The 22112-nt window shown below is 60.0% G+C and carries 17 protein-coding genes; 1 reads left to right on the top strand and 16 read right to left on the bottom strand.

Annotated elements, in window-relative coordinates; genetic code table 11:
* Positions 1–2 precede the first annotated feature (2 nt).
* The 4 genes from O3S85_RS11175 to O3S85_RS11160 form a co-directional block, all read right to left on the bottom strand.
* Positions 3–1487 (bottom strand): GldG family protein, encoded by a 1485-nt coding sequence (locus O3S85_RS11175; RefSeq protein ID WP_269540402.1) that lies wholly within the window; start codon positions 1485–1487, stop codon positions 3–5.
* The gene (locus O3S85_RS11170) at positions 1484–2248 is read right to left on the bottom strand and encodes an ABC transporter permease (RefSeq protein WP_269540401.1); all 765 of its coding nucleotides are present in this window, start codon (positions 2246–2248) and stop codon (positions 1484–1486) included. The genes O3S85_RS11175 and O3S85_RS11170 overlap by 4 nt, the downstream gene beginning before the upstream one ends.
* Positions 2249–2250: 2 nt before the next feature.
* The gene (locus O3S85_RS11165; protein ID WP_269540399.1) at positions 2251–3288 is read right to left on the bottom strand and encodes an ABC transporter ATP-binding protein; all 1038 of its coding nucleotides are present in this window, start codon (positions 3286–3288) and stop codon (positions 2251–2253) included.
* A gap of 152 nt (positions 3289–3440) precedes the next feature.
* Positions 3441–5051 carry an FAD-dependent oxidoreductase gene (locus tag O3S85_RS11160; protein WP_269540398.1) on the bottom strand — a complete coding sequence of 537 codons (1611 nt, stop codon included), beginning with the start codon at positions 5049–5051 and terminating at the stop codon, positions 3441–3443.
* A gap of 189 nt (positions 5052–5240) precedes the next feature.
* Here O3S85_RS11160 and O3S85_RS11155 point away from each other — a divergent pair, with 189 nt between their 5' ends.
* A complete protein-coding gene (locus tag O3S85_RS11155; protein WP_269540396.1) occupies positions 5241–5867 on the top strand; it encodes a class I SAM-dependent methyltransferase in 627 nt (208 codons plus the stop codon).
* 2 nt (positions 5868–5869) lie between these two features.
* Here O3S85_RS11155 and O3S85_RS11150 read toward each other — a convergent pair whose 3' ends face one another.
* From O3S85_RS11150 to queA, 12 genes are all read right to left on the bottom strand, one after another.
* Positions 5870–6622, bottom strand: coding sequence for a type III pantothenate kinase (locus O3S85_RS11150; protein WP_269540395.1), 753 nt, complete (start codon positions 6620–6622; stop codon positions 5870–5872).
* Between the two features lie 9 nt (positions 6623–6631).
* Positions 6632–7633 carry a biotin--[acetyl-CoA-carboxylase] ligase gene (locus tag O3S85_RS11145; RefSeq protein ID WP_269540394.1) on the bottom strand — a complete coding sequence of 334 codons (1002 nt, stop codon included), beginning with the start codon at positions 7631–7633 and terminating at the stop codon, positions 6632–6634.
* Positions 7630–8559 carry a carboxylating nicotinate-nucleotide diphosphorylase gene (nadC, locus tag O3S85_RS11140; protein WP_269540392.1) on the bottom strand — a complete coding sequence of 310 codons (930 nt, stop codon included), beginning with the start codon at positions 8557–8559 and terminating at the stop codon, positions 7630–7632. Before nadC ends, O3S85_RS11145 begins: the two co-directional genes overlap by 4 nt.
* Positions 8560–8635: 76 nt before the next feature.
* The gene (locus O3S85_RS11135) at positions 8636–9088 is read right to left on the bottom strand and encodes a hypothetical protein (protein WP_269540390.1); all 453 of its coding nucleotides are present in this window, start codon (positions 9086–9088) and stop codon (positions 8636–8638) included.
* Positions 9088–9702, bottom strand: a complete 615-nt coding sequence (locus O3S85_RS11130) for a penicillin-binding protein activator LpoB (protein ID WP_269540388.1) — start codon at positions 9700–9702, stop codon at positions 9088–9090. The genes O3S85_RS11135 and O3S85_RS11130 overlap by 1 nt, the downstream gene beginning before the upstream one ends.
* 140 nt (positions 9703–9842) lie before the next feature.
* Positions 9843–10307 (bottom strand): YcfL family putative periplasmic lipoprotein, encoded by a 465-nt coding sequence (locus O3S85_RS11125; RefSeq protein ID WP_269540386.1) that lies wholly within the window; start codon positions 10305–10307, stop codon positions 9843–9845.
* Positions 10288–11802, bottom strand: a complete 1515-nt coding sequence (locus tag O3S85_RS11120) for a COG3014 family protein (protein ID WP_269540385.1) — start codon at positions 11800–11802, stop codon at positions 10288–10290. Before O3S85_RS11120 ends, O3S85_RS11125 begins: the two co-directional genes overlap by 20 nt.
* Before the next feature lie 60 nt (positions 11803–11862).
* Entirely contained in the window at positions 11863–12441 is a 579-nt protein-coding gene (locus O3S85_RS11115; RefSeq protein WP_269540384.1) for a YceI family protein, read from the bottom strand.
* Positions 12442–12558: 117 nt separating this feature from the next.
* Positions 12559–18537: a beta strand repeat-containing protein gene (locus tag O3S85_RS11110; RefSeq protein ID WP_269540383.1), complete on the bottom strand. Its 5979-nt coding sequence runs from the start codon at positions 18535–18537 to the stop codon at positions 12559–12561.
* Between the two features lie 816 nt (positions 18538–19353).
* Complete coding sequence (locus tag O3S85_RS11105) at positions 19354–20316, bottom strand: hypothetical protein (RefSeq protein WP_269540382.1); 963 nt, start codon at positions 20314–20316, stop codon at positions 19354–19356.
* Between the two features lie 20 nt (positions 20317–20336).
* Positions 20337–20834, bottom strand: a complete 498-nt coding sequence (locus O3S85_RS11100; RefSeq protein ID WP_269540380.1) for an RNA polymerase sigma factor — start codon at positions 20832–20834, stop codon at positions 20337–20339.
* A gap of 116 nt (positions 20835–20950) precedes the next feature.
* The gene (gene queA / locus O3S85_RS11095; RefSeq protein WP_269540378.1) at positions 20951–22033 is read right to left on the bottom strand and encodes a tRNA preQ1(34) S-adenosylmethionine ribosyltransferase-isomerase QueA; all 1083 of its coding nucleotides are present in this window, start codon (positions 22031–22033) and stop codon (positions 20951–20953) included.
* Between the last annotated feature and the right edge of the window lie 79 nt (positions 22034–22112).

Raw genomic sequence — 22112 nt, 5'->3', positions numbered from 1 at the left:
AATTATCGGCGGCGTAGCATAAGGATCAACATACCGACCAGCGCGACCCCTCCGGGCAACGTCAGCAGGCGTAGATAGATTTGAAAGGCTTCATCCTGGCTGATCAAGAGCTGATGGCGCTCGATCACCTGGGGCGGGATGTTGACCATCTCGTCTCGCTCCAGCATCCAGTTGAGCACATTGTTAAAGAGGATCGGGTTGGCCCCGATGTTAAACTTCGAGTTGCCGAGCCAGGTTGAGTTGCCAAAGACGGCCAGCTTTCCGCCCTGTAAGTCGAGGCCAAGGTCTGAGCCCGTGACGCGCTCTGAAACGACGGCCAGGCTGACGGGGCCGGCCAAATCGCTGGCCTGATCATACTTGGAGGACTCGTTGCGGTAGTTGCGCTCACCCCAGCTCATCGCAGAGGAGCCGACCAGCTCTACGGCCTGCAAGCGGTCATCCAGCGGGGAGCCGGGATCGATGCGGACCGGGCGGCTCAGACCGAATTTGCCCTTGAGCTGGTTCTTCAAAATATAGTCCGTGGTCGGGTGCTCGGCGAACTTGGCTACGAGCATGTCGCCCCCGGAGGCGACGAAGTTGTCCGAGGCTTCGAGCACAATCATGTCGTCGGCCAAAACGCCCCAGTCGTAAAACAGGTCATCGAGCCCGTGGGGAATCGCCGGGTCGAGTAGCACGATGAGCCGGCCGTCGCCTTTATCGAGGTATTGGCGAAGGATTTCCTGTTCTTCGGGAAGAAAGCCAAGCTGGGGCGCTGCGACAATGATGACGCTGGCGTCTTCCGGCGCTTCGGCGACCTGGGTCAAATCCAGCTCTTTGGCGCGGTAGTTACGCTTGCGCAAAAAGGTCGCCATCTGCGAGAGGCCACGGCGCTCGCCGACATCTTCCAGATTCATCTCGCTGTGGCCGGTAGTAAAGTAGAGCATCGTCTTGTCCGGGCGCATCACATCGAGCACTGCCGTGGTGATGGCCTGTTCGCCGGTGAAGACCTTTTCGTCCACGGCCGTGTCGCGATACATGTCGGTCAGGTAAACTTCCGTGTATTCATCGCCACTGGTGACGACGACAACGATTTGTGCCTCTTCGGCTGGCTTGACGTTGTATTTCCGGACGAGTTCCTCGGTCGCGAGGCTGTCCTTGTAGATGTTAATGTAGTCCACCCTCAGCATCTGCTTTCCGTTGACGCGCGAGGCATACTGGAACTCACGAAGCAGGTTTTGGATGTCGGCAAAGATCTCGGCCAGTTCGGGGGAGTTGGCGTTGGTCGGCTCGGTGACGATGATGCGGATCGGTTCCTCGATTTGCTGGAGGTAGGCGAGGGTTTCCGGTGCCAGCGAATAACGGTGGTTGCGGGTAATGTCCTCGCGCATGAAGTGCTTGGCTGCGATCAGATTGAGCGCGATGGCCAGCGTCAGCGACAGCAGGATTTGGATCGTGCGGTTGAGCCGCTTGACCCAGCGGGCTATGCGAAAATCATCCAGTGCGCTCATGCCTTGCTTTCAACAATGAGGGTGGTGATGCCGAGCAGCAGCATGGTCATACTGCCGTAGAGGAACAATGGACGGGAATCGAGCACGCCGCGACTGAAGTCCTCAAGGTGCTCAAACGAATTGATGTAATTGACGATGTCGTAGGACTGTAGTATCCACTGCGTATCAATGATCGGCACCTTAAGCATCAATGCGCCGGCGAGAATCATCACAAACAAAATGCAGAAACTCAGCATCCCGGCCACGAGCTGGTTGCGCGTCATGCTGCTGGCAAAGATGCCTACAGCAATGTAGAGCAAGCCGCTGATCGCGATGAAGCTGTAGCCACCGATCATCGAGGCGTGATTAAACAGCAAACTCAGGGGCACGCTCTCGCCAATGTAGTAGTGGACGATGAAGGGGAACGGAATCGTCAGCGCCCACAGGAAAATATAAAAGAAGTAGCTGCTCAGGAACTTGCTAAGGACGATTTGGAGCGCGGTTGCGGGCGTGGTCATCAGTGTTTCCAGCGTGCCCAGGCGGCGCTCCTCGGCGATGGACTTCATCGTGAGCAGCGGAATCATGAAGCACACCGGAATCCAGAATGCCTGGAAAAACCACACGCCCACGGTGTGGTCGCTCGGCTCGGACGCCGCCGCATTCAGGTAAAAGTAATACACGAACGTCATGAGCATCAGGAAGAGCACCGCCGCCACATAGCTGGCGGGCGCTATCAACAGCATCCGGATCTCGTGCAGTAAAAGGGTGAAAAAATGACGCATGCTTAGTGCTTGGGCATGGGGACGCCCGGGCGGGTGCGGCCTTTGAACGGCGCAGCGGTTTCGTCCCAACTGCGGCGTGTGGCGGCCATGAAAATATCTTCGAGGTTGGGCTGGAGGCGGGCGAGTTCGCGGATGCGCGCGTTGCACTTTTGCAGGGCCTCCAAAATAGGCTCGGTCAGCACGAGCTCGGACGGTGCCTTGAGGCGGTGCTCCCAGTATTCATCCTCCAGCGGGGTGCTGGTGTCGATGGTCAGCTCATGGTGGACGCCCTTCATCACGCGCATCAGGTCGCCCTTGTTCATGTTAACGTTGAGCCGGTAGGTCGTCTTGGGCAGGAACTCCTTGCGTAGGTCTGCGGAGTTGCCATTGGCCACGATGCGCCCCTGGTTGATGATGATCACGCGGTCGCAGGATTTCTCGATCTCCGGCAAAATATGGCTGGAGATAATCACGCTCATGCGGCCGCGCAGGCTATCGATCAGGTTGCGGATGGAAAGGATCTGGTGCGGGTCGAGGCCGATGGTGGGCTCGTCCATCACGATGAGGTCCGGCTCGGCCAGGATGGTGTCGGCGATGCCCACACGCTGGCGGTAGCCCTTGGACAGAGCGCCAATTACCTTGCGGCGGGCTTTGCGCTGCAAATCGCAAATTTCCATGGCCTCGTCGACGCGGGCTTTCACCTTGCGCATCGGCACCTCCTTCAGGCGGGCGCGGTAGCGGAGGTATTCCAGCACGCGCATGTCCTCGGGCAGCGGGTTGTGCTCGGGCATGTAGCCGATGTGGCGCTTGGTCTCGTAGGGGTTGCTGGCCACGGGGATGCCGCAGATTTTCACCACGCCGGAGCTCGCCGGTTGCAGGCCGCAAAGGATGCGCATCGTGGTGCTCTTGCCAGCGCCGTTGGGCCCCAGAAAGCCCACGATCTGCCCCGGCTCCACGCGGAAGGACACGCCGTCAATCGCCTTGACGCGCCCATAGCGCTTGGTCAGGCCGACGACTTCAATTGCGGGTGGTGGGGACTCTTTTGCTTGCTCCTCTGGCACTTTGCGAACTTCTGACAGCCAAAACGACGTTTCCGTTCACCGGAAATCCATTTCGGCCTAGATTTTAAACCGGCAGAGCAAAGGGAAAGTTCCCCTCGGAATCAAGTATCAATCCAAAATGCCGAAGAATGATTTTCCCCTCCGGCTGTTGATTAGCTCGACGACAAGACTTGCCCGGCGGCCTGGAGTTCGCTGGCCAGCTTGGCGTAGTCGACTTGTTGGATCGCGCATTGCGCGGTCATGGCGATGTCGGCCGCGATGGCCGCGCTTTCACCAAGGGCCATAAAGACCGGCTCCATGCGGATTGAGCCAAAGGCGATGTGTGAGGCCGACAGGCAAACCGGCACCAGCAGATTCTCGCATTGATCGGCCGAGGGGACGATTGAGCGGTAGCTAATGCCATAGGGGGCCTTGGGCTTGAGCTGGACGTCGCCTTCGTTGTAAACGCGGTCGTCGCGGACAAAGCGCTGGCAGTTATGGCTGTCCATGGCATAGGAGCCCATGGCGACCGGGTCTTCCGGTTGGCGGAAATGCTGCACGTCCTGCTCGCTGAGCACGTAGTCGCTGACCATACGGCGTGCCTCGCGGACGTAGAGCTGGTGCGGCCAATGCCCACTCTCGGGGAATTCATCCTTGGGCAGGCCGAAGCGACCATAGCCCTTGCGGTAAACCTCGGGGATCGACGGGTCGTTGGCCATAAACCAGAAGTGCCCCATGATGTAATCGTAGTGCTCCTGGAACATCACCTCGCGCTCGGCATAGCTTGCCTCGGGCCAGGCGTAGTTGGCACCGATGAAATCCGTGGAGACCGGGCCGTGGTTGTTTGTGTCGGTCTTTAAATAGCCGCCCGGCGTCTTCGGGTCGATCACGTCGAACTTGCGCAGGATGGAATCCGGGTCGGGCAGGTTGTTGTTCTTCGCGTTGGGCAGGTGGGCGTTGTAGTCGTCCGGCGTGCTGTTAAACCAACGGCGGGCCAGCTCGTGGTCGAGCGGGTCGAAGCTGTCGGGCTTGACCCAATCAACTTTCAGCTCGGGGTCGTCGGTCATGCAGACACGGAAATTGTAAGCCTGAATACGGTGGTCGCCGGTGCCTTCCGGGGCCGCGTCGCCTTCGTTAACGTAGGGCAGGACGCCGCTGGTCGGGTCGCCCTCGACGACATACGGGTCCACAGGGCTGGCAAACTGATGCTTCGGGCGGATCTGCACGCCGTTGATCGTTTCGCCGTAAACGTCGTTATTTTCGCGGCCGACGGTGTAGCGGACACCGGCTTTGGCAAACAAGTCGCCCTCGTAGGTGCAATCCATGAAGCACTGCGCCTCGACGACGAGGCCACCGAGCATCTCAACGGATTTAATGCGGCTGCCTTCCAGGCTGACGGCGGCCAGGAATTGCTTGTGGCGCACGGTGATTTTCTCGTGGTCGGCGTAGGCGTCGATCAGCTTTTGTGCGGCCTTGGGCTCAAAGGTCCAGGCAGGTTCATCGCTGCCGTAGCTGGCACCGAGGTCCAGATAGAACTGGCGGGACATGCCGCCGATGACGTCTTTTTTCCCAAAATCCGTCCAGCCAAGGCCACCCGTAGTCATGCCGCCCAGGATGGGCGACGGGTTCAGGATAACGACGCTGCGGCCCCGCTTGGCCAATGCTTTGGCGGCGATCACGCCGGCTGCCGTGCCACCGTAGATGGCCACATCGGCCTGGAGGCGTTCGGTGGTCGGTTGGACCCATTCTGGTTTGAAATAATGTGGCTTGGAAGGGGAAGACATATTGCTATTCGAGCGCGTGCGCTGGTCTTGGTTGTAAAGTTAAACGGTTATAGAAACGAAAATCAGTCGCTCCACGAAAGATTTGGTTATCCTATTAACCGAGTCCTGCCAAACACAATTCTAGTGTCCGGCGCTAAGGAATCGGGCTTGTCTTGATGGTGGCTGGGTTATTTGGTTGAATCTTCACCCATGAGCGATTCGCCGGCAGCAGTTGAGTATCAATTCCACGAGGGCTACGAGCCGCATACGACGCGTCTGCTGCTGCCGCACATCATGGATTTTATCCAACGCGCCGGGGCGAAGCGGGTCATGGATATCGGTTGTGGCAATGGCTCGATCGCGCGCGAGGTCAGCCGCCGGGGCATTTCCGTGGTCGGCGTCGAGCCCAGCGAGAGCGGGCTGGCGCAGTGTCGTGAGAACTGCCCGGACGGCCGTTTTTATCAACTGGGAGTTTACGATAATCCCGACGACGTTGAGGAAAAGGCGTTCGATTTCGCCTATTCGACGGAGGTCATCGAGCACCTGTTTAACCCCCGTGCGTTGCCGCGTTTTGCGGCGGCAAAGCTGGCTCCCGGCGGGCAACTGCTGCTCACGACGCCTTACCATGGCTGGTTGAAAAACGTCGCGATCTCCGTGCTGAACAAGTGGGACAAGCACCACACGGTGCTTTGGGACGGCGGTCACGTAAAATTCTGGTCGCGCCAGACGCTCACGCAATTGCTGGAGGAAGAAGGCTTTGCGGTGACCGATTTTCGCGGATGCGGGCGCGCGCCTTACCTGTGGGAATCGATGATCTTGCTGGCGCGCAAGCGATAGTGCTAACCGATCCGGCGACGATGCGCCTCGGCTAGTCCGATGAGTGTCAGGTCCGGCTCGGCGCGAAATTCGTTCAACGCCTCGCGGAGGAATCCCTGTGCGGCACCGCCGGTTAAGAGCACGGTGGGCTGATTCTCGCCCAGTGCGGCAAACTCCTCGTAAACGCCCTCCAGCAGTGCGCGAATCATGCCCGGGTAGCCGCGCGTGCAGCCGACGGACATCGCCTGTTTCGTGCTGCGGCCGATGCGCAGGCCGGGCTGCATGTCGGCTTCGGTGAGCTGCGGCAGCATGGCGGCCTTTTCGTGCATGTAGTCGGTCATGGCCGATAAACCCGGGGCGATGATGCCGCCGATGAAGCCCAATTTTTCGCTGACAACTTCAAACGTGGTCGCCGTGCCGATGTCGATAATGGTCACCGGCGCGCCCACCAGCGCTTGGGCGGCAATGGCGTTGGCCAGGCGATCCTGGCCGACTTGCTCCGGGTGCGGGTAGGTGATCGACAGCCCCGGCGCGTCTTGGCAGGTGAGCCGGAAATGCGCGCGACTCGAGGCGTCCAGCGCCGCCGTGAGCGCTGCGTCGATGGGCGGGACCACGCTGCACCAACTGATTGGAGCCGCGGACTTTGCCAAAATGTCGGGCAGTGAATCGACCACGGACTTCGTCGGCACGGCACCGTGATCGGTCACTTGATAGCCGTCGAGAATTGCCCACTTGGCGCGGGTGTTGCCGACATCGATGACCAATATTTCCGGCATGACTCGCGTTTAGTAATTGCCACTCAGGCTGACGTCGCCCGCGGCAAAAGTTTTGATTTCGCCGTTGGCCAGCCGCAGTTGCAGGGCGCTGGTGGTGTCGATGCCGACGACTTCACCCTCGATCTCGCCGTCGTACGTGGTGATGGTCACCGGCTGTTGGTTGATCGCGGAAAACTCGCCCCACAGGCACTCCATTTCGGTGTCGATCGCGCCGTTTTGGTAGTCGGTGTAGGCGTTGACCAGCTCGGCGAGCACGAGCGCAGTGACCTGGCTCATGGAAAAAGCCCGGCCGCTGGCGGAGGCCAGGCTGGTGGCAATGCTGCGCACCTCGACCGGCCAGGTATCGACCGCACTGTTTATATTCAGACCAAGCCCGAGGATCAGCTCGCGCATACGGTCGGCATCGAGGCGGGCTTCGGTCAAGATCCCTGCCAGCTTGCGGCCATTGATGAGCAGGTCGTTCGGCCACTTGGCTTTAACCGCAACGCTGGAAAACTCAGACAAGCGCGCGGCCAGCCGCAGGCCGACCCACACCGTGAAGCGCTGCATGAAGGCGGGCGGCTTATCCGGGCGCACGCCAAAGCTGAGCATGAGGTTTCCCGCATCGTCGCTGTGCCAACGGCGGCCCAGGCGACCGCGGCCCGCGCTTTGCTTGCGCGACATGACTACGAGCGGGCAGGGTGCGCCATCGGTCAGGCGACGCATCGCCTCGTCGTTGGTGCTGGCGCATTCGTCGAGTAAAATCCAGTCCACGCCGGCACCTAACGCTCGCAGCTCCAGCTCCAGCAAGAGGGGGTGGAGTGCCTCGGGCTCGGCGGTCAGCGAGTAGCCCTGCTTGCGGACGGCCTCAATGGCAAAGCCTTCGGCCTTCAGCTTGTCGAGGCGGCTTTTGATGCTGACCCGTGACACGCCAAGGCGGTCGGCCAGATCTTCGCCGGATACAAAGCCGGGGCGTGCCTCGCGCAAGGCGGCGAGCAGGCTCAGGTCGTCCTCGTTGAGGGATGCGTTCATTGCCAGTCCAGGCCGATATCCACCCAGGTAGCCTGGTGGACGGTCGCGCCGGTTGAAATGTAGTCCAGCCCCAGGTTGGCGAGGCTCGCCATGCGCTCAATGGTGATGCCGCCGCTGGCCTCCGTGAGCACTTTATCGCTGATCAACGCGACTGCCTCGATGAGCTGTTCGTTGGAAAAATTATCGAGCATGATGATATCCGCGCCGGCTTTGATGACGGGCGGGATTTGCTCAATATTATCGACTTCCACCTCGATACCCAGCTCGGGGCGCTGTTGCTTGGCGTCGCGGATGGCCTCGGCAAGGCGTTCGCCCTTGGTGGCACCCTCGGCGGCCAAGTGGTTGTCTTTCAGCATGATGCGGTCGTAGAGACCGATGCGGTGGTTCCAGCCGCCGCCGCAGGCCGTGGCGTATTTTTCCAGCGTGCGATAACCGGGCGTCGTCTTGCGGGTGTCGAGCAGACGGGTGCGGGAGCTGCCCAGCGCTGCGACGTATTTTTGCGTCTCGGTGGCGACGCCGGTCAGGTGCTGCAGGAAATTGAGGATCACGCGCTCGGCGGTGAGGATGACGCTTTTTTCGCCGACCAGTTCGCCGATGCAGTCGCCCTTGGCGACGGTGTCGCCGTCGCGCGACTCGTGTTTGAAAACCGCGCGCTGGCTGATGTTGCCGTAGCGCTCCAGGATCAGCGGGATCAGGTGCAGGCCGGCAAGGGTCATGGGTTGGCGGGCGATGAGCCGCGCCGCGCCGCTGCCGGGCTGGATGACGGTTTCCGTGGTGGCGTCACCAATGCCGTTGGGCGCGTGGGAGAGCCCGCCGCCGGCGAGGTCTTCGCGCCAGGCCATATCGATCAGGCGTCGCAGCCAGTCGATATCGAGATCGTCCCAGCTCAGGCGTTGGCTAAAATCATCGGGGCGGCATTTGGCCATGTCGCAACCTTCTACCCATCAAGGCGTTTCGCCAAGATTAATTTTCTGAGGAATGATTGCTAGCTTCGTGGGGAAGTTATCCTTGAGGTGAAGCGTTGGGGGTCAAAACCACCAAATATTCCACATCTCTATACACCTCGATGGGATTTCCATGAAAATGGACTTCACGCATTACAGACGGCTGCCCAGACGTGGAAAGCTCTAGGCGATAATGGTCACCCTTTGGTTGGCGACCAAGGAATTGCCAATTCACTTGTAGTTGATTATCAGCGAGTTTGATAGTTCCGTTCTCTCCCGCGTAGTCCATCGAACTACTGCTGGAATGCTTCAGTGCGCCGACCTGAATTGGATCGACGAGAATGGACTTCACCGAGAGATTTTCCGTCGCAATTTTTCCTTCATGGACGATCAGACGCAGCTCGCAATCTTGGAAGCCGCGCTGCTCGCTGATGTAATTGGCATCGGCCCCTTCATCGCATCCGGCGAGGACCGTTGCGAAGAAAAGTGCGATGGATGCCGCAGTTTTCATTACCAGCCGACGGCGTTGCGTTCGCCCTGCTTGGTGATGTTCTTTTCGTCCTCCCAGACGGCGAGGCCGTTGTTGGTCTGGGTGAGGCTGAGCTGGAAGGTGTAGGTGACCTGGTTGGTCTTGCCGGCGGAGGCGCGGTCTTCGAGCAGCTTACCAGTCAGCGTGAAGTAGGGCAACGGCTGGCGGCTGGTGTCGTTGTTCTCGAACTTCTGGATCTCCATGGTCTGGCGGGCCAGTTCGTCTTCGGCGTAGTCGCCGAGGCCGTAGGTCGTTGTGGTGACGACCTTGCCGCTCTGGTTTAGCGCGACGCGGATCTTTTTGGTCAAATAGTCGGTGTCGACCTGCTGGGTGGTCTTGTTGGTGATGCGGCCGATGCCGAGCACGGCGGGCTGGGTGGGCGCGCGGTCGAGCACCCCGCTGATGAGCATGCTTTGCACCATCTGATCGGCGGCATTGGACCAGTCCTGGATGTTAATCTTGTCCAGGCTGACAATAGTCTGCGTGCCCTCGGAGTCGACGTAGCGCGCGTCGCGGCCCGGCGTGCCGGAGCTGGCGCAACCCGAGAAAATGGCGGTCAGGGCGGTGAGGCTGATCAAGGTGATGCAAGTTTTCATGGTGCTAGAATGGATGAAGATTTTTAACTACGAATAGCGCAGATAGGCGCAGATGGTTGAACGAATTAGGGGTCTGAATTATTCGATGACTAACAAATTATCTGCGTCGATCCGCGATATCCGTAGTTAAGAAAAAGCGTTTAGTAGCTGCGGCCGCGAGGGCGAGTGCCCTGGCCAACGGTGGCGTTGTAGGTTTCGCGGGCGAGGAGCTTCAGGCGGAAGTCGACGACGCGCGGGTTGGGAGCGATGTTTTGCAGGTAAATGCTTTCGCGGCCGAGGATGACACCGCTTTTCCAGATCGCTGGCGGGCTCTGCACTTCGAAGCCGTCCTGCTCGATCCAGGTGAACTGATAATTGAAGTCTTCGGGCCCGTAGTTTTCGTTTTCGAGCTGCACTTGCACGAAGAGCAGGTCGCCGCGGCTGCCTTCATTGACGTCGACCACGGACACCTTGCGCGCGAGGGCAGGATCGGTCTCCACCTTCTTAATTGCGATCAGGTTGGGCTCGGCCTTCGGGTTGGCAGGCTCAACGGTGTTGACCGAGTTACAGCCGGACAAAACGGCCAGGGTGATTACTGCGAGTAGGCTATAACAAACGGTTTTCATTCGTGGTCGGTGCGGTTTTAAGGACAAATTGGCTGGCGCGGAGGGGGGCGGCGTTGCTGTTGCTTTTCACGTAGACTACGTTGACCAAGCCCGGTTCCAGCGTGAGTGTGATCTTCTGGCCGCCGGTGGGTTGGGTCAACGTCAATTTCCGGTCGGCAGGCGTCGGAAAGCGGGCGAACTGGATTTCCTTGGGCAGGGTGATCCAACTGCGCAGGTCGGCCTTGTTCATCGCGGCCTGGTAGATCGTACTCGCAATCATAACTGCGGTGCTGAGGCTGTCGTTGCTCTTGGTGGCCTCGTAAAGTCCGTAGGTGATGGCGGCTTTGGCCCCGGCGCTGATGAGCGTTTTCGTCACGATGATCGGCAGTTCGTTGTCGAACTCCTGCGCGACGACGGAGTCCATGCTGCACAGCGTCTTGGTGCGGAAGTTTTTCCCCGCCGCGCCGACGTCCAAGTAGGGCACGTATTGGCCGCTCATTTTCAACTTCGGAAAGGCTGCGCCAACGTAAGGCACGCCGTTGGCCCCAAAGATAAACACCGGGATGTCGATGCGGGTCTCGTCGCGATAGGGGCCCATGCCGGTCTCAAAGAAAACGTAGGTCGTCGGCTCCAGCGGCTGGCCGGAAAGCAGGGCTTGGACGGCGGCATCGTCGCCGGCGAGGTAGTCATTGGGCCCGATCATGGACGCCGTGCGCTGGAAGCTTTTGGCCGCGCGCTCGACATCGGGCAGGTCCGTCGCCTGGGCTAGGTGGAAGACGCCGTCGAGGTAAACCGTGAACGGGTTGACGTAGGGCGCGTAGGCCTTGAGCTGGTCCAGGTAGCCGTAAACAGAGCTCAGCTGGCGCTGAAAGTTCGGATCGCGCTCGGCGCGTTCGACGTCGTAATTCTTCTCGCTGGCGGAGCTCGAGCTCTTGGCCTTGTTGGAGGATTCTTTGGCGGCAGCGTTGGCCTCGGCAATGCGCTCGGCGTTGGCGTTGACGGCTTCGCGCTGGCGTTCGAGCGCGCGGTTGAGGAACACCCGGGCGTCGTCATACTGGCCCAGCTGAAGGTAGTTGAGCGCCTGATAGGTGTTGAGCATGATCTTGTCGTAGGCCGTGCCGGTGTAGGGCAGGTAACTCTGGTTGGTCAGCGTGGCCCCGGCCTCGGCGGCCAGGCGGATTTCCGCCCCGGCATCGTATTGGCTCATCTCAGCATCAGCCTCCTGGAAGGCGACAATGCTGCCGGTGTAGTCACCCGCGGCGCGCAGGGCTGAGCCTTCTTCCAGGCGGAAAACAATCTGATCCACGCCGTCGTCTTTATCGTTGGCGGCGGCGGCGGCAATGCTGGCGGCAGACTGGTCGTTACCGGCCTGCCAGGCTTGGCGCAGCGCCTGGGTTTCGTCCTTGTAGCTGGAGCAACCGGTCAACAACAGGATTAGCCCGAGCAGGGTAAAAAGACGGCATTGGCAAGCGTTACGAAGCATCACGAAGTGGGTATCATGCGGATTTCCGGGCATATGAAAAACAAAAACCCGACCGCATTGCGCGATCGGGTTCGAAAAGTCGTTGGCCGAAGCTTACAGCTTGCGGTGGCCCTGGACGGAGATCTCGATCTCCACGTCGTCGCCCACGATCGGGCCGCCGGAGTCGAGGCCCCATTCGGAGCGCTTGATCTTACCTTCGCCCTTAAAGCCGATGATTTCCATGCCTTCGTAGTGGCCGGTGCCCTTCATCGCGCCAAGGTATTCCACTTCGAGGGTGACGGGCTTGGTGACGCCAAGCAGGGTCAGGTTGCCGGTGACTTCGTATTTGTCTTCATCATCGGTCTTTTCCCAGTTGATCGTCTCGAAGGTCATTTCCGGGAACTTGGACACATTGAAGTAGTCGTCCTTGAGGAGGTGACCGTCGCGCTTGTCGTTGTTGGTGTTGACGCTGGCGGTGTTGATCGTGGCCTTGGCGGTGTTCTTGGTTGGGTCTTCGGTGTCGACCGTGACCGTGCCGCTGAACTTGCCGAAGCTGCCATTGACGTCGTTCACAAAGTGGCGAACGGCAAACGTGACACCCGAGTGATTCGGATCGATCTCGTAAGTGTTCTGCTCGGCGTTAACACTGATCGCAGCAAACAATCCTGCGAGGAGTAAGGTGGCTTTTTTCATGATGTGGAGTGTTGGTTAATTGATGTCTTCACGTCAAGATAAATGCATGTTTGGGCAAAATGCAAATCACCGTAAGCAATATTTTTAAAAGAATTGGCGGCCCGATGGAGAGGGCGCTTATTCCGCACGTCGGCGACGATAGAGGAGGGCACCGAGCGTGGCCAGACCGACGAGCAGGGCATAGGTCTCCGGTTCGGGCACCTGGGTAATTTGCAGCCAAAGGGAGTTGTCGCTCTTGAGGAAAAGCTCCCCGGCCAGTCCTTCAAAGCCGGCCTGAATGACGAGCGATTCGAGGAACTCTTTTTCGAAGGTATGCCCGTCGTTGCCGCCAATGAGCTGGAACTCGCTGTCGACTTCGGGCAGATAGCCGTCCTGCATGACAGCGATCAGCGACCCGGCGAATTGGTTGTGATTCCCGGGTAGGAAGATCATGGCATCGTGGTTTTCGAGCGCGAGAATATCGAAATACAGCGCGCCGGTGCTCTCGTTGATAAAGTTTTCGTGGAACGTCGTTTGAATGCCGCCGGATTGGTGGTCGGCACCGATGTAGAAATCGCCTTCGTTGATGACGACGCCACCCACGTCCAACCCAGCCTTGTAGAGGCCGTAGTTGTAAAGTGACCCCGAGGCCGCTTCGGCGTTGTCCGGCGAGAGCCAGAGGCTGCCCTGCATGTGGCCGTGGTTGTGGACATCGACCAGGGCGTTGCCCGAATAATGGACCGACGTTTTGCCGGTGATGGTTCCGTGATTGACCACCGCGTTGTTGGCTGATTCCGCCGTAGCACCAAGTGTGCCTGTCGGGATGACGTTGTCGCTGTTGCCGCCACTTACCATGACGCCGACTCCGGTGTCGGTATGGACATTGATGGTGCCTTCGTTGTAGACACTGATGGTTTGCCCGCCGTTGCCGCTTGCCGCGACGGCCTGGGCGAAGATGCCAATGCCGTTGCTCGATGCCGAGGCGTCGATGACGCCGCCTGCGAGATTTTGCACGAGGACTGTGCCACCCTTGCCGGTTGAGGAACCGTCGCCGCCCCAACTGCCGGCGGTGTGCCCAAAGATGCCGCCTCCGCCGGAAATCGACTGCGCAATCAGCGCGACCGAGCTGGTGCCCTTGACCGTGATTTCGCCGGAATTGTCAACTTGGACATCGCCGCTGTAGCCGTGGGTGTTCTTTTGCACAAACTCAGTAGTGTTGGCCTTGAACTGGCTGGTGGAGGTGACGTTGGCAATGATGCCGCCGCCGCCGCCAATGGACTGCACGATGACGCCGTGGGATTGGTTACCCTCGGTCACGATCTTGGAATCCGCACCAAGGCTGACGGCGACGTTGCCCGCGTTGTGGTCACTGTCGCCCTTTTGGTTGGATCCGAGTTGGGAGTTGTTGATGTTGTCGTCGATGTTTTCCCCCATGGCGATGCCCCCGCCATCGGAGATCGATTGCACGATCAGGCCATGGGCTTGGTCACCGGAGGTGTGGATGTCGAAGTTTAGATTACTCAAGGATTGGTCTGCCATGCCTATGCCGAGGTTGGCATCGGTGGAGCCGCCGAGCTGCACCCGGAGCTTGCGGCCGGTGTTCGCGCCGTCTTGCTGACCGGCCCCGAAGATGCCGCCACCGCCACCGATGGACTGCAACACGACGCCATGGGCATACATACCCTTCGTCGTGATGGTCGCTGCGGCATTGTCCATCTGGAAGCTGCCACCCGCACCCGCAATGTCCTGCTGGTCGCCACCGGATTTGGACTGGTCGCCCGCGCCGAGCACCACATCTTTGTAGTTGTAGCCGTAGCCATTGGTGGGCGTATCCGAGTGGTCGGCACCCTGGTAGTCGCTTGAGCCGGAGGTGAAAATGCCGCCCCCTGCACCGATGGACTGGAGAATAATCCCCGCGGAGCCGAAGCCTTCGGTGACGATTTCCGTTCCAGCCCCGGAAGTCAGAACCATGGGGCCGCCGATGTTTTGGCCATCACCGATTTGTGCGCCGAGCTGGGCGGTGATGATCTCGTAGGCGGTGCTGTTCTCACCGATGATGCTCTGGGCCACGCCGCCACCGCCGCCAATGCTTTGGCTGACGACGCCGTGGGCCCAGTTGCCTGCGGTTGCGATGGTGCTTTTATCGCCATCACCGTTGCTCAGTGTCACCTGCGTTTCGATGCCGGCGCCAACCACCGAGTCGTGATGCTGGTTGGTGTAGGTGACGCCCAGTTGGGCGTTGGTCTTGCGGTAAAAGGCATCTCCTGTGTATTTGGCGTCGGTTTGGGGGATGTCGCCGGTGCTGGCATATCCGCCACCCAGGCCGATGGACTGCGCCAGAACGCCGATGGAGTGGTCACCGCTGGTGATCACGGTGCCGGACTCTTGCGTGTAAAAGATGGGGTTGCCGTAGTTGGTGCCCTCGGCGCTCGTGCCCAGCGTCATCGTGGTGTTGACGTCCACCGCGCCATTGGCCGCTACGCCGCCGCCGCCGTTGATGCCTTGCACAATGACACCCGGTGCGGCGTAGCCCAGCGTTTCCACGTAGCCCTCGTTGGTAACGTTGGCCAGGCCTTTGTTATCCGACGAGGCGCTTTCGCGATCACTGGTGCCATCTTGCCAGAGGCCCAGGTGCAGCGTGGCATTGTGGACGGTGGACGGGTCGTAATTGTCGACATAGGCCGCGTTGCTCACGGCGCTGGAAATACCTGCCTTGCCCCCGCCGCCGCCGATGGACTGCGCCAGGATACCCATGGAACGATGGCCGGTGGTCAGGATGTTGGACTCGCTTTCGTTGACCACGTATGCGTCGCCGCTGGAGGTCTTATCGGATGAGCTGGAGCCCATGTTGATGCTGCCATTCCAGCTGTTGTCGTTGTTAATGATCTTCTTGCCGAGCGATTCCAGCTCCTTCAGGACGGTGTGGGAATCCGCCTTGCCGATGTCCCCGCCGCCTCCGGCGATGGACTGCGCCACGATGCCAGCCGAGTCTCCGCCGGTGGTGGTGATGAGGCCATGATTAACCGCTTCGACTTTGCCGCCATTGCCGCCCGAGCCTTTGTCGTTGGCCCCGACTGTGATGTCGACGGTGTTTTGCTTGGCGGTGAGCTTGGAATCGGTCCCACGAATGACGCCGCCGCCTCCTCCGATGGATTGCACCGTGAGGCCGGAAGAGGTGTCACCCTCGGTGGTGACGACGCCGTGGTTTTCGGCAGCGACGTAACCGCCGTCGCCGGATGTTCCACCCGTGCCGCCAATTTGCATAGTCAGTTGATAAACCTGTGGCTTTTCGTCGTCATCCCCGCCAGTGGCCGCGCCGCTGTCGCCGCCATCGTCGTCGTCGGGGTCTTTGTCGTCGACATCCACATTGCCACTGCCGCCGTGGCCGCCGCCGCCGCCCACGGACTGCCCGAGGATGCCGATGGAGGAATGGCCGGTCGTGGTGATCAACGCCTCTTTGCGGGTAATGCTGCCATTGACCAGGGCAACGTCGCCGCCGTTCCCCCCGTGGCCGCCACTGCCGCCGGCCGAAAGGTTGAACTGGGCATAGTCGCCGGTGGCGTCCTTGAGTGAGGCCGCGAGGGAAGACTTACCGCCCGCGCCGCCACCGCCGCCGATGCTCTGGGCGAACATGCCGACGCCGAGGTCACCCGCGACGCTGAGGTTGCCCGTGTTTTCCAGGGCGATGTCCCCGCCGTGGCCCGAGGCACCGCCGGAGCCGCCGATGCTGAGCGTCATGTCGACATTGAGGTCCTCGGGGTCGCCACCGTCGTCATGCGATTTGGCGGTGGTGGAGCCGCCGTGGCCGCCGCCGCCGCCGATGGACTGGGCATAAAGGGCGCTGGCATTGCCGCTGGCGTTGGTCAGCTTGATCGTGCCGGCGTTACCGGCAATGATGTCGCCGCCATCGCCGCTCACGCCGCCACTGCCGCCGATGGCGGTGGCAATGGTAAAGGTCGAGCCGTCTTCCTTGCTGGTCACCGTGCCGCCCGTGCCACCGCCTCCGCCGATGGACTGAAGGTGCAGGCCGGAGGAGTCCTTACCCGCGGTCGTAATGGTGGCGTCGCTATCGACGTAGGCCACGACGTCGCCGCCCGTGCCGCCTTTGCCCCCGCTGCCGCCAATGCCGAGGGAGACGTATTTGCCCCAGGCCGTGCTGTTGCCGCCGTGGCCGCCGCCACCGCCCACACTTTGCAGGATGACGCCGCTGGCAAAGTCCCCCTTGGTCGTTACCTGGCCATCGAGATCCGCTGCGATGTTACCACCTTCGCCGCCTTCACCGCCCTTGCCGCCAATGGCAATGAAGAGGCCCTCGGCGTTGGCACCGTTGCCCCCGCCGCCGCCAACGGACTGGCCCAGAATACCGACAGAGTGGGCGTCGTTGGTTTGGACTACACCCTTGCTTCCCTGCTCGATGCCGACTGCGCCGCCGGCCCCGCCTGCATCACCCGAGCCGCCAACAAAAAGCGAGGCGTGCTTGCCGCCCGCGGAGCCACCCCCGCCGCCGATCGACTGGGCGACCACGCCAATGGACGCCACGCCTTTGCCGGTGCCGTCGCCCGTGGTGATCGTGGCGTTGTTGACGACTTCGATGGTGCCGCCGGCTTTGCCTTTGCCCTTGTCACTGCTGGATGCGCCCGAGGCATCTCCCAACTGGGTGCCGGAGGAGGACGACAGGTCCGGCGATTGGATGCTTTGCTCAAATTCATTGACGACGAGGCCGCCGCCGCTGGCACTGATGGCCACCACGCCGTGCGCCGTCGTGCCCAGCGTGGTGATGTCGCCACCTTCGTTGAGGGTAACTTTCACGGTGTCGCCGCCGCCGGGGGCGAAGTCGGAGTCGACGTTGCCAACGCTCGCAATGCCGGTGCTGCTGGAGCTCACGGTGGTGACCGCGTTTTGCCCGCCCAAGCTCAGCGCCGCGATGCCAATGGACATCTCACCCTTGGTTTCAATGGCCCGGCTGCTGTCCACCGTGACTGCGCCGCCGCTGCCGTCGTTGCCCTTGCTGGAAACGAGCGATTCGCTGTAGAGGCTGAGCCCGCCGCCGCTGCCAGAGCTGATGGCGAGCACGCCGATGCCCAGCTTGGTGTTGTCGTTGCCAACCTGGAGCGTGGAGGAAGTGTCCGACGGCTCGGATGCCTGCTCCAGCGTGACCTTGACCGCGCCACCGGTAATGTTGGTGTCGGACTTGGCCGTTTCCGGGACGAAGCCGTCGCTCACGGCGAGCACGCCCACACCGATGTTGGACTGGGTGTTGTCCTGCGTGTTGACGGCGATTTTGCCGGTGTCCGACACCGTGACGTGCACGTCATTGCCAACGGCAGTGTAGGCATCGCTGCTGGAAAAAGGCGCACCGGTGGAGCTGGCCGAAATGCCGGCACCGAAGTTAACGTCGGCTGTTATCGAGCCGCCATGTACGACCTCAACCGGGTTGTTCGTCTGTGCCTGATTGTTGGTGGATGCATTGAAAAAACTGCCCGCCGTGATGCCACCCGTGGCCTCCTCGCCGGTGCTGGTGACTTGGATATCGCTGCCTTCATAGGTCGTCACTTTTACTTCGCTGGGTGCCAGGCCGTCCGCATAGGTCGCGGAGTAGACGACCAGTCCGCTGACCACCGGTTGATAGCCTTCCGTTTCCAGCGCGTATTCATTGAGTGTGCTGTCGAGCTTGATGCTCCCGTAATGGTTGACGGTGACGGCCAAGCTGGCACCATCCTGATCCGGCGGTGACAACAACTGCTGCCCGGCGGAGACGGCACCCAGGCTTTGGAGGAAGCTATTTTCAAGATTCGATGGCGAGGTGCTGATGCTATAGCTCAGGTCGCCATGGTTATCGAAGGTAAGAGAATAATCCTGCGAAAGCAGTCCGATGAAGTAGCCTTTGGCGGTGCTGGCATCCGTGGAATCAGTGAACGAGGCCAGCGTGGAATTCGAGCTCAGAGTCACCTGCTGGAACTCCAGGCTTTCGATGGCCTGAATGTAGCTGGGCTGCGTAACCGTCCCGCTCACCGAGCCGGTTGCAGTGATGTTGGGCGGGGTCGTGCTGGTATCCAGCGTTACTTTGAAGCCGCTGGCCAGATAGGGGTCTGTTGCCAGAAGCCAGGCTGGTATCATCAGGCAACCGAGGGAGCAAGAAATGGAGATTCTCCGGGCGCTGCTGGAGAAAGTTGAGCGATGGGCTAAGATACGATTTTCCATCATTGGAGGCTGGCTGCAGTTGAAGGGTTGTTCATCCCATTTGATGGATGGGTTTGTATCCCTATTTTCTCATTCTTTCTGCATCAGGTCGATCTCTAATTATTCTATCGGATAAAAAACGACTGTCTGCGGACATCGCGATTGAAGCCCGCGGCTTGCGCGCAAAATCGTGCCCCAGAGTCCGCGAAAAACACCCGAGGCTGTGTTGCGTCGACAACAGTGGCTATGTCGGAGCAACAACAGTGGCTATGTTGAGGAAACAACAGTGGTGCTTTTTCCAAAACACAGCATAGGTCTTTTTCAAAAAGCCCCAGTAGGCTTTTCGACAACACAGCATAGGGCTTTCTTATTTTGGCTCAGTTGCTTCGGTTGGTAGGTCAACGGATATTCAAGATTAATGTATCAGCCTCAAGCTGGATTACCATAAGTCCATGAAAATGAGCACCAAAGGTGCGGTCTCATATTAGCCTAGGGTAAGCGAGGAGCGTAGCGAAGAAGCGCAGCCCTGGGAATAGTGATCCACTCATTATTGGAGTGCTGAAAGCACGGCTTCATCATGCTTCTTGCGGCCGCCCCTTCAGGGCTCAGGCGACTGATTTTTGGCAATACCTAGGGCTGCGCTCCAGTCGCCCTGCGACTTACGCTGACCCTAGGCTAATATGAGACCGTGCCTTTGGCGCTCAGTGTGAATGTCCCTTGGCGGGACCCCAACTCCGATGAGTTTAGATCGGCCTACAGCAGGCTCTCGATCTCGTGGATGTCGCCACTGCGGACGAGGAAGTAGAGCAGGTCGCCGTCGGACCAGCCAAGGACGACGATCTGGTCGAGCGTCACGGTCTGGGGCTGAGGCTTGCTGGAAAAGTCCGGGAAGAGGTCTGAGTGGACGATGTAAACATCGACGCTTTCATCTTCGTTCATACGGATCACGGAAACCACGCGGCCGCCCCACTGCATGACGGAGCAACCGACTTCGGGCAGCATATCGATATTGGGCGGCAGGCGCTTGGCCGTGGGCGCGCCCTGCTGCTCCAGGTAGTTGTTGATCTCGCTCAGGTCGGCGGACTCAAGGCTCAGGTCGGGGTGTGAGCTATGGTGCTTGCTGATGTCTTCGTAAAACTGGTTCAGATCTTCCGAGGCTTGTAGCTCGGGGCCGTTGAACATCGTCACCCCGACGACGAGCAGCAGGATGACGGCTGCGGCGGCGGAGATGAGGCTCGGGTTCTGCCACCAAGGGCGTTTGGTCGAGGCGGGGTTAAATGGTACCGCGGTGCAGTTGGCCGGTTCTTCGGGTTCCTTGTCGGCCTCGACGGTGGAAATGGGTTGGGTGGGGACGTCGGTCGAAAACTCGGTAACTTTGCTGTCGTCTTCTTCCGGAACGGGTTCTTTCGCGACAGGTACCTTAATGGGCTGGGATTCGGTGGGCTGGTTGCCGGTGGCGGCGGGGACGGGCGGCGTGTCGCCGGACTGCGTCTTTTCCATGGCCGCGATAATGCGCTCATCCAGATCGGCGGGCGGCGTGATTTCCTGGAGTTTCTCGGCGAATGCCTGATCAAAGACCTGCTCCTGCGCAAACCACTCTGCCAGTTCAAGGTCTTCCTCAACCAGCATGAGCAGCTCTCCGATTTCGGGATCCTCGGGGTCGAGGTCCTCGGCGCGGAGGGCGGCCAAGCGTTCTTTGATCTTATTGATGTCCATGGATGTCTTCGTTGAGAGAGTTAGGCGCTGAGTAGTGCTTTTTTCAGCTGAATCTTGCCGCGCGAAAGGCGGGACATGACGGTGCCGATCGGGATGTCGAGCACGTCGGCGATTTCCTTGTAGCTAAGGTCTTTGAGGTAGAAGAGGATGAGGGGCTCGCGGTAAGTCTCCTCGATTTTTTCAAGAGCTTCCACAGCGCTTCGCCCGTCAAGCTTGTTGACGAGGCCGGGGTCGACGGCGGGTGCTTCGGCTTCGATAATTTCCGGCTCTTGGACGGACATGGTGGCACCGCGTCGGCGGATACGGAGAAACTCACGGTAGAGCGTGGTGAACAGCCATGACTTAACCTTGCCGGAGTCCCGGAGGGAGTCGCCTTTTTCGGCGTAGACCACGAAGGTCTGCTGGGTGAGGTCGCATGCTTCATCTTCATTCTTCGCAAGGCTATAGGCGAACCGGTACAGTGGCTGGTAGTAGTCGGCCACTAGTTGGCGGAAGTCTATATCCGGGTTTTCAGACATGCGAGTCGGCTAAGTTTTGGTTTATTCCCTTTAAAATCACACCTTTAACGCTTTTCCTGGCGGAATAGGCAATATCGCCCGGTATGTCATAGGGAAAATCTCCCCAAGCCAAGCTTTTAGATAAGTAGCATTGCGTCGCCATAGCTATAAAATCGATACCGCAGGGAGATAGCTTCCCGGTAGAGCTCCTTCAACCATTTAATTCCGTCGAGGCTGCCGGGCGTTAAAAAACCGCTCACCAGACAGAGTAGGGTGGACTTGGGCAGGTGGAAATTGGTGATCAGGCTGTCGACGAGCTGGAACTGCGCCGGCGGGTATATAAAAATGTCGGCCTCGGCGGCAAAAGGGCCGGTTTCGCCGGGTGCCTTGCGGGCGTAGTCTTCCACCGCACGCAGGGACGTCGTGCCAACGGCGACCCGGGGTCCGCCGGTATTGGCGGCAAGCGCTTGCCGGGTTGATTCGGCGATCTCGTAAAACTCGCGGTGGATCTCGTGGTCTTCGATTCGATCGACGTTGATGGGGCGAAACGTGTCCAGCCCGACGTGCAGGGTGACGTCGTGAAACGTTGAGCCCGCGCCCTTGAGCTGCTCAATGAGCGCCGGAGTAAAGTGCAGGCCGGCGGTGGGTGCGGCGGCGGCTACCTTGCGTGCCGGGTCGGCGTATACGGTTTGGTAGCGCTCGCGGTCGAAGTCCGACCAGTCCTTGGCGGCGTCGGCCTCTTTGCGCGCTTGTTCAATGTAGGGGGGCAGGGGGAGGTTACCCGCCTGCTCAGCAATGGCGGTCACGCTGTCCTGCCCGGCCAGCGGGGTGAAGCGCACGCGGTTCTCGCCGTCGATGCGTTTTTCAACGACTTCGGCGCTAAAGACGTTTTCCACGCCAAAGGTCGTGCCCTCGGGGAGGCGTCGGCCGGGCTTGAGCAGGCACCAGAATTCCCAGGGCTTCTCGGCGGGGTGGAGCAGCAGGCACTCGACGGCACCGCCGGTTGGGCGCCGCGCGGGCAGCCTTGCGCGGAAGACGCAGGCGTTGTTGCGAAAGATGCGGCTGGCCGGGAGGAAGTCAGGCAGGTCGTGAAAGTGCGCGTGGGTGATTTCGCGGCTTTGGCGGTTAACGACCATTAGCCGGGAGTGGTCACGGCGGTCTGCCGGTGCCTGGGCGATCAGCTCTTCAGGAAGCGGGTAGTTGAATTCCTCGGTCTGCATAAAAATAAAATAAAACCCTCTCTTAGGGCGGCAAATTCAGCAAAAAAGTTCTATACTTTACCCTCGATCGTAAATTAAA

The sequence above is a fragment of the Cerasicoccus sp. TK19100 genome (assembly GCF_027257155.1).
GTDB classification, from domain to species: domain Bacteria; phylum Verrucomicrobiota; class Verrucomicrobiia; order Opitutales; family Cerasicoccaceae; genus Cerasicoccus; species Cerasicoccus fimbriatus.
This window is presented reverse-complemented; position numbering and strand designations above follow the sequence as displayed.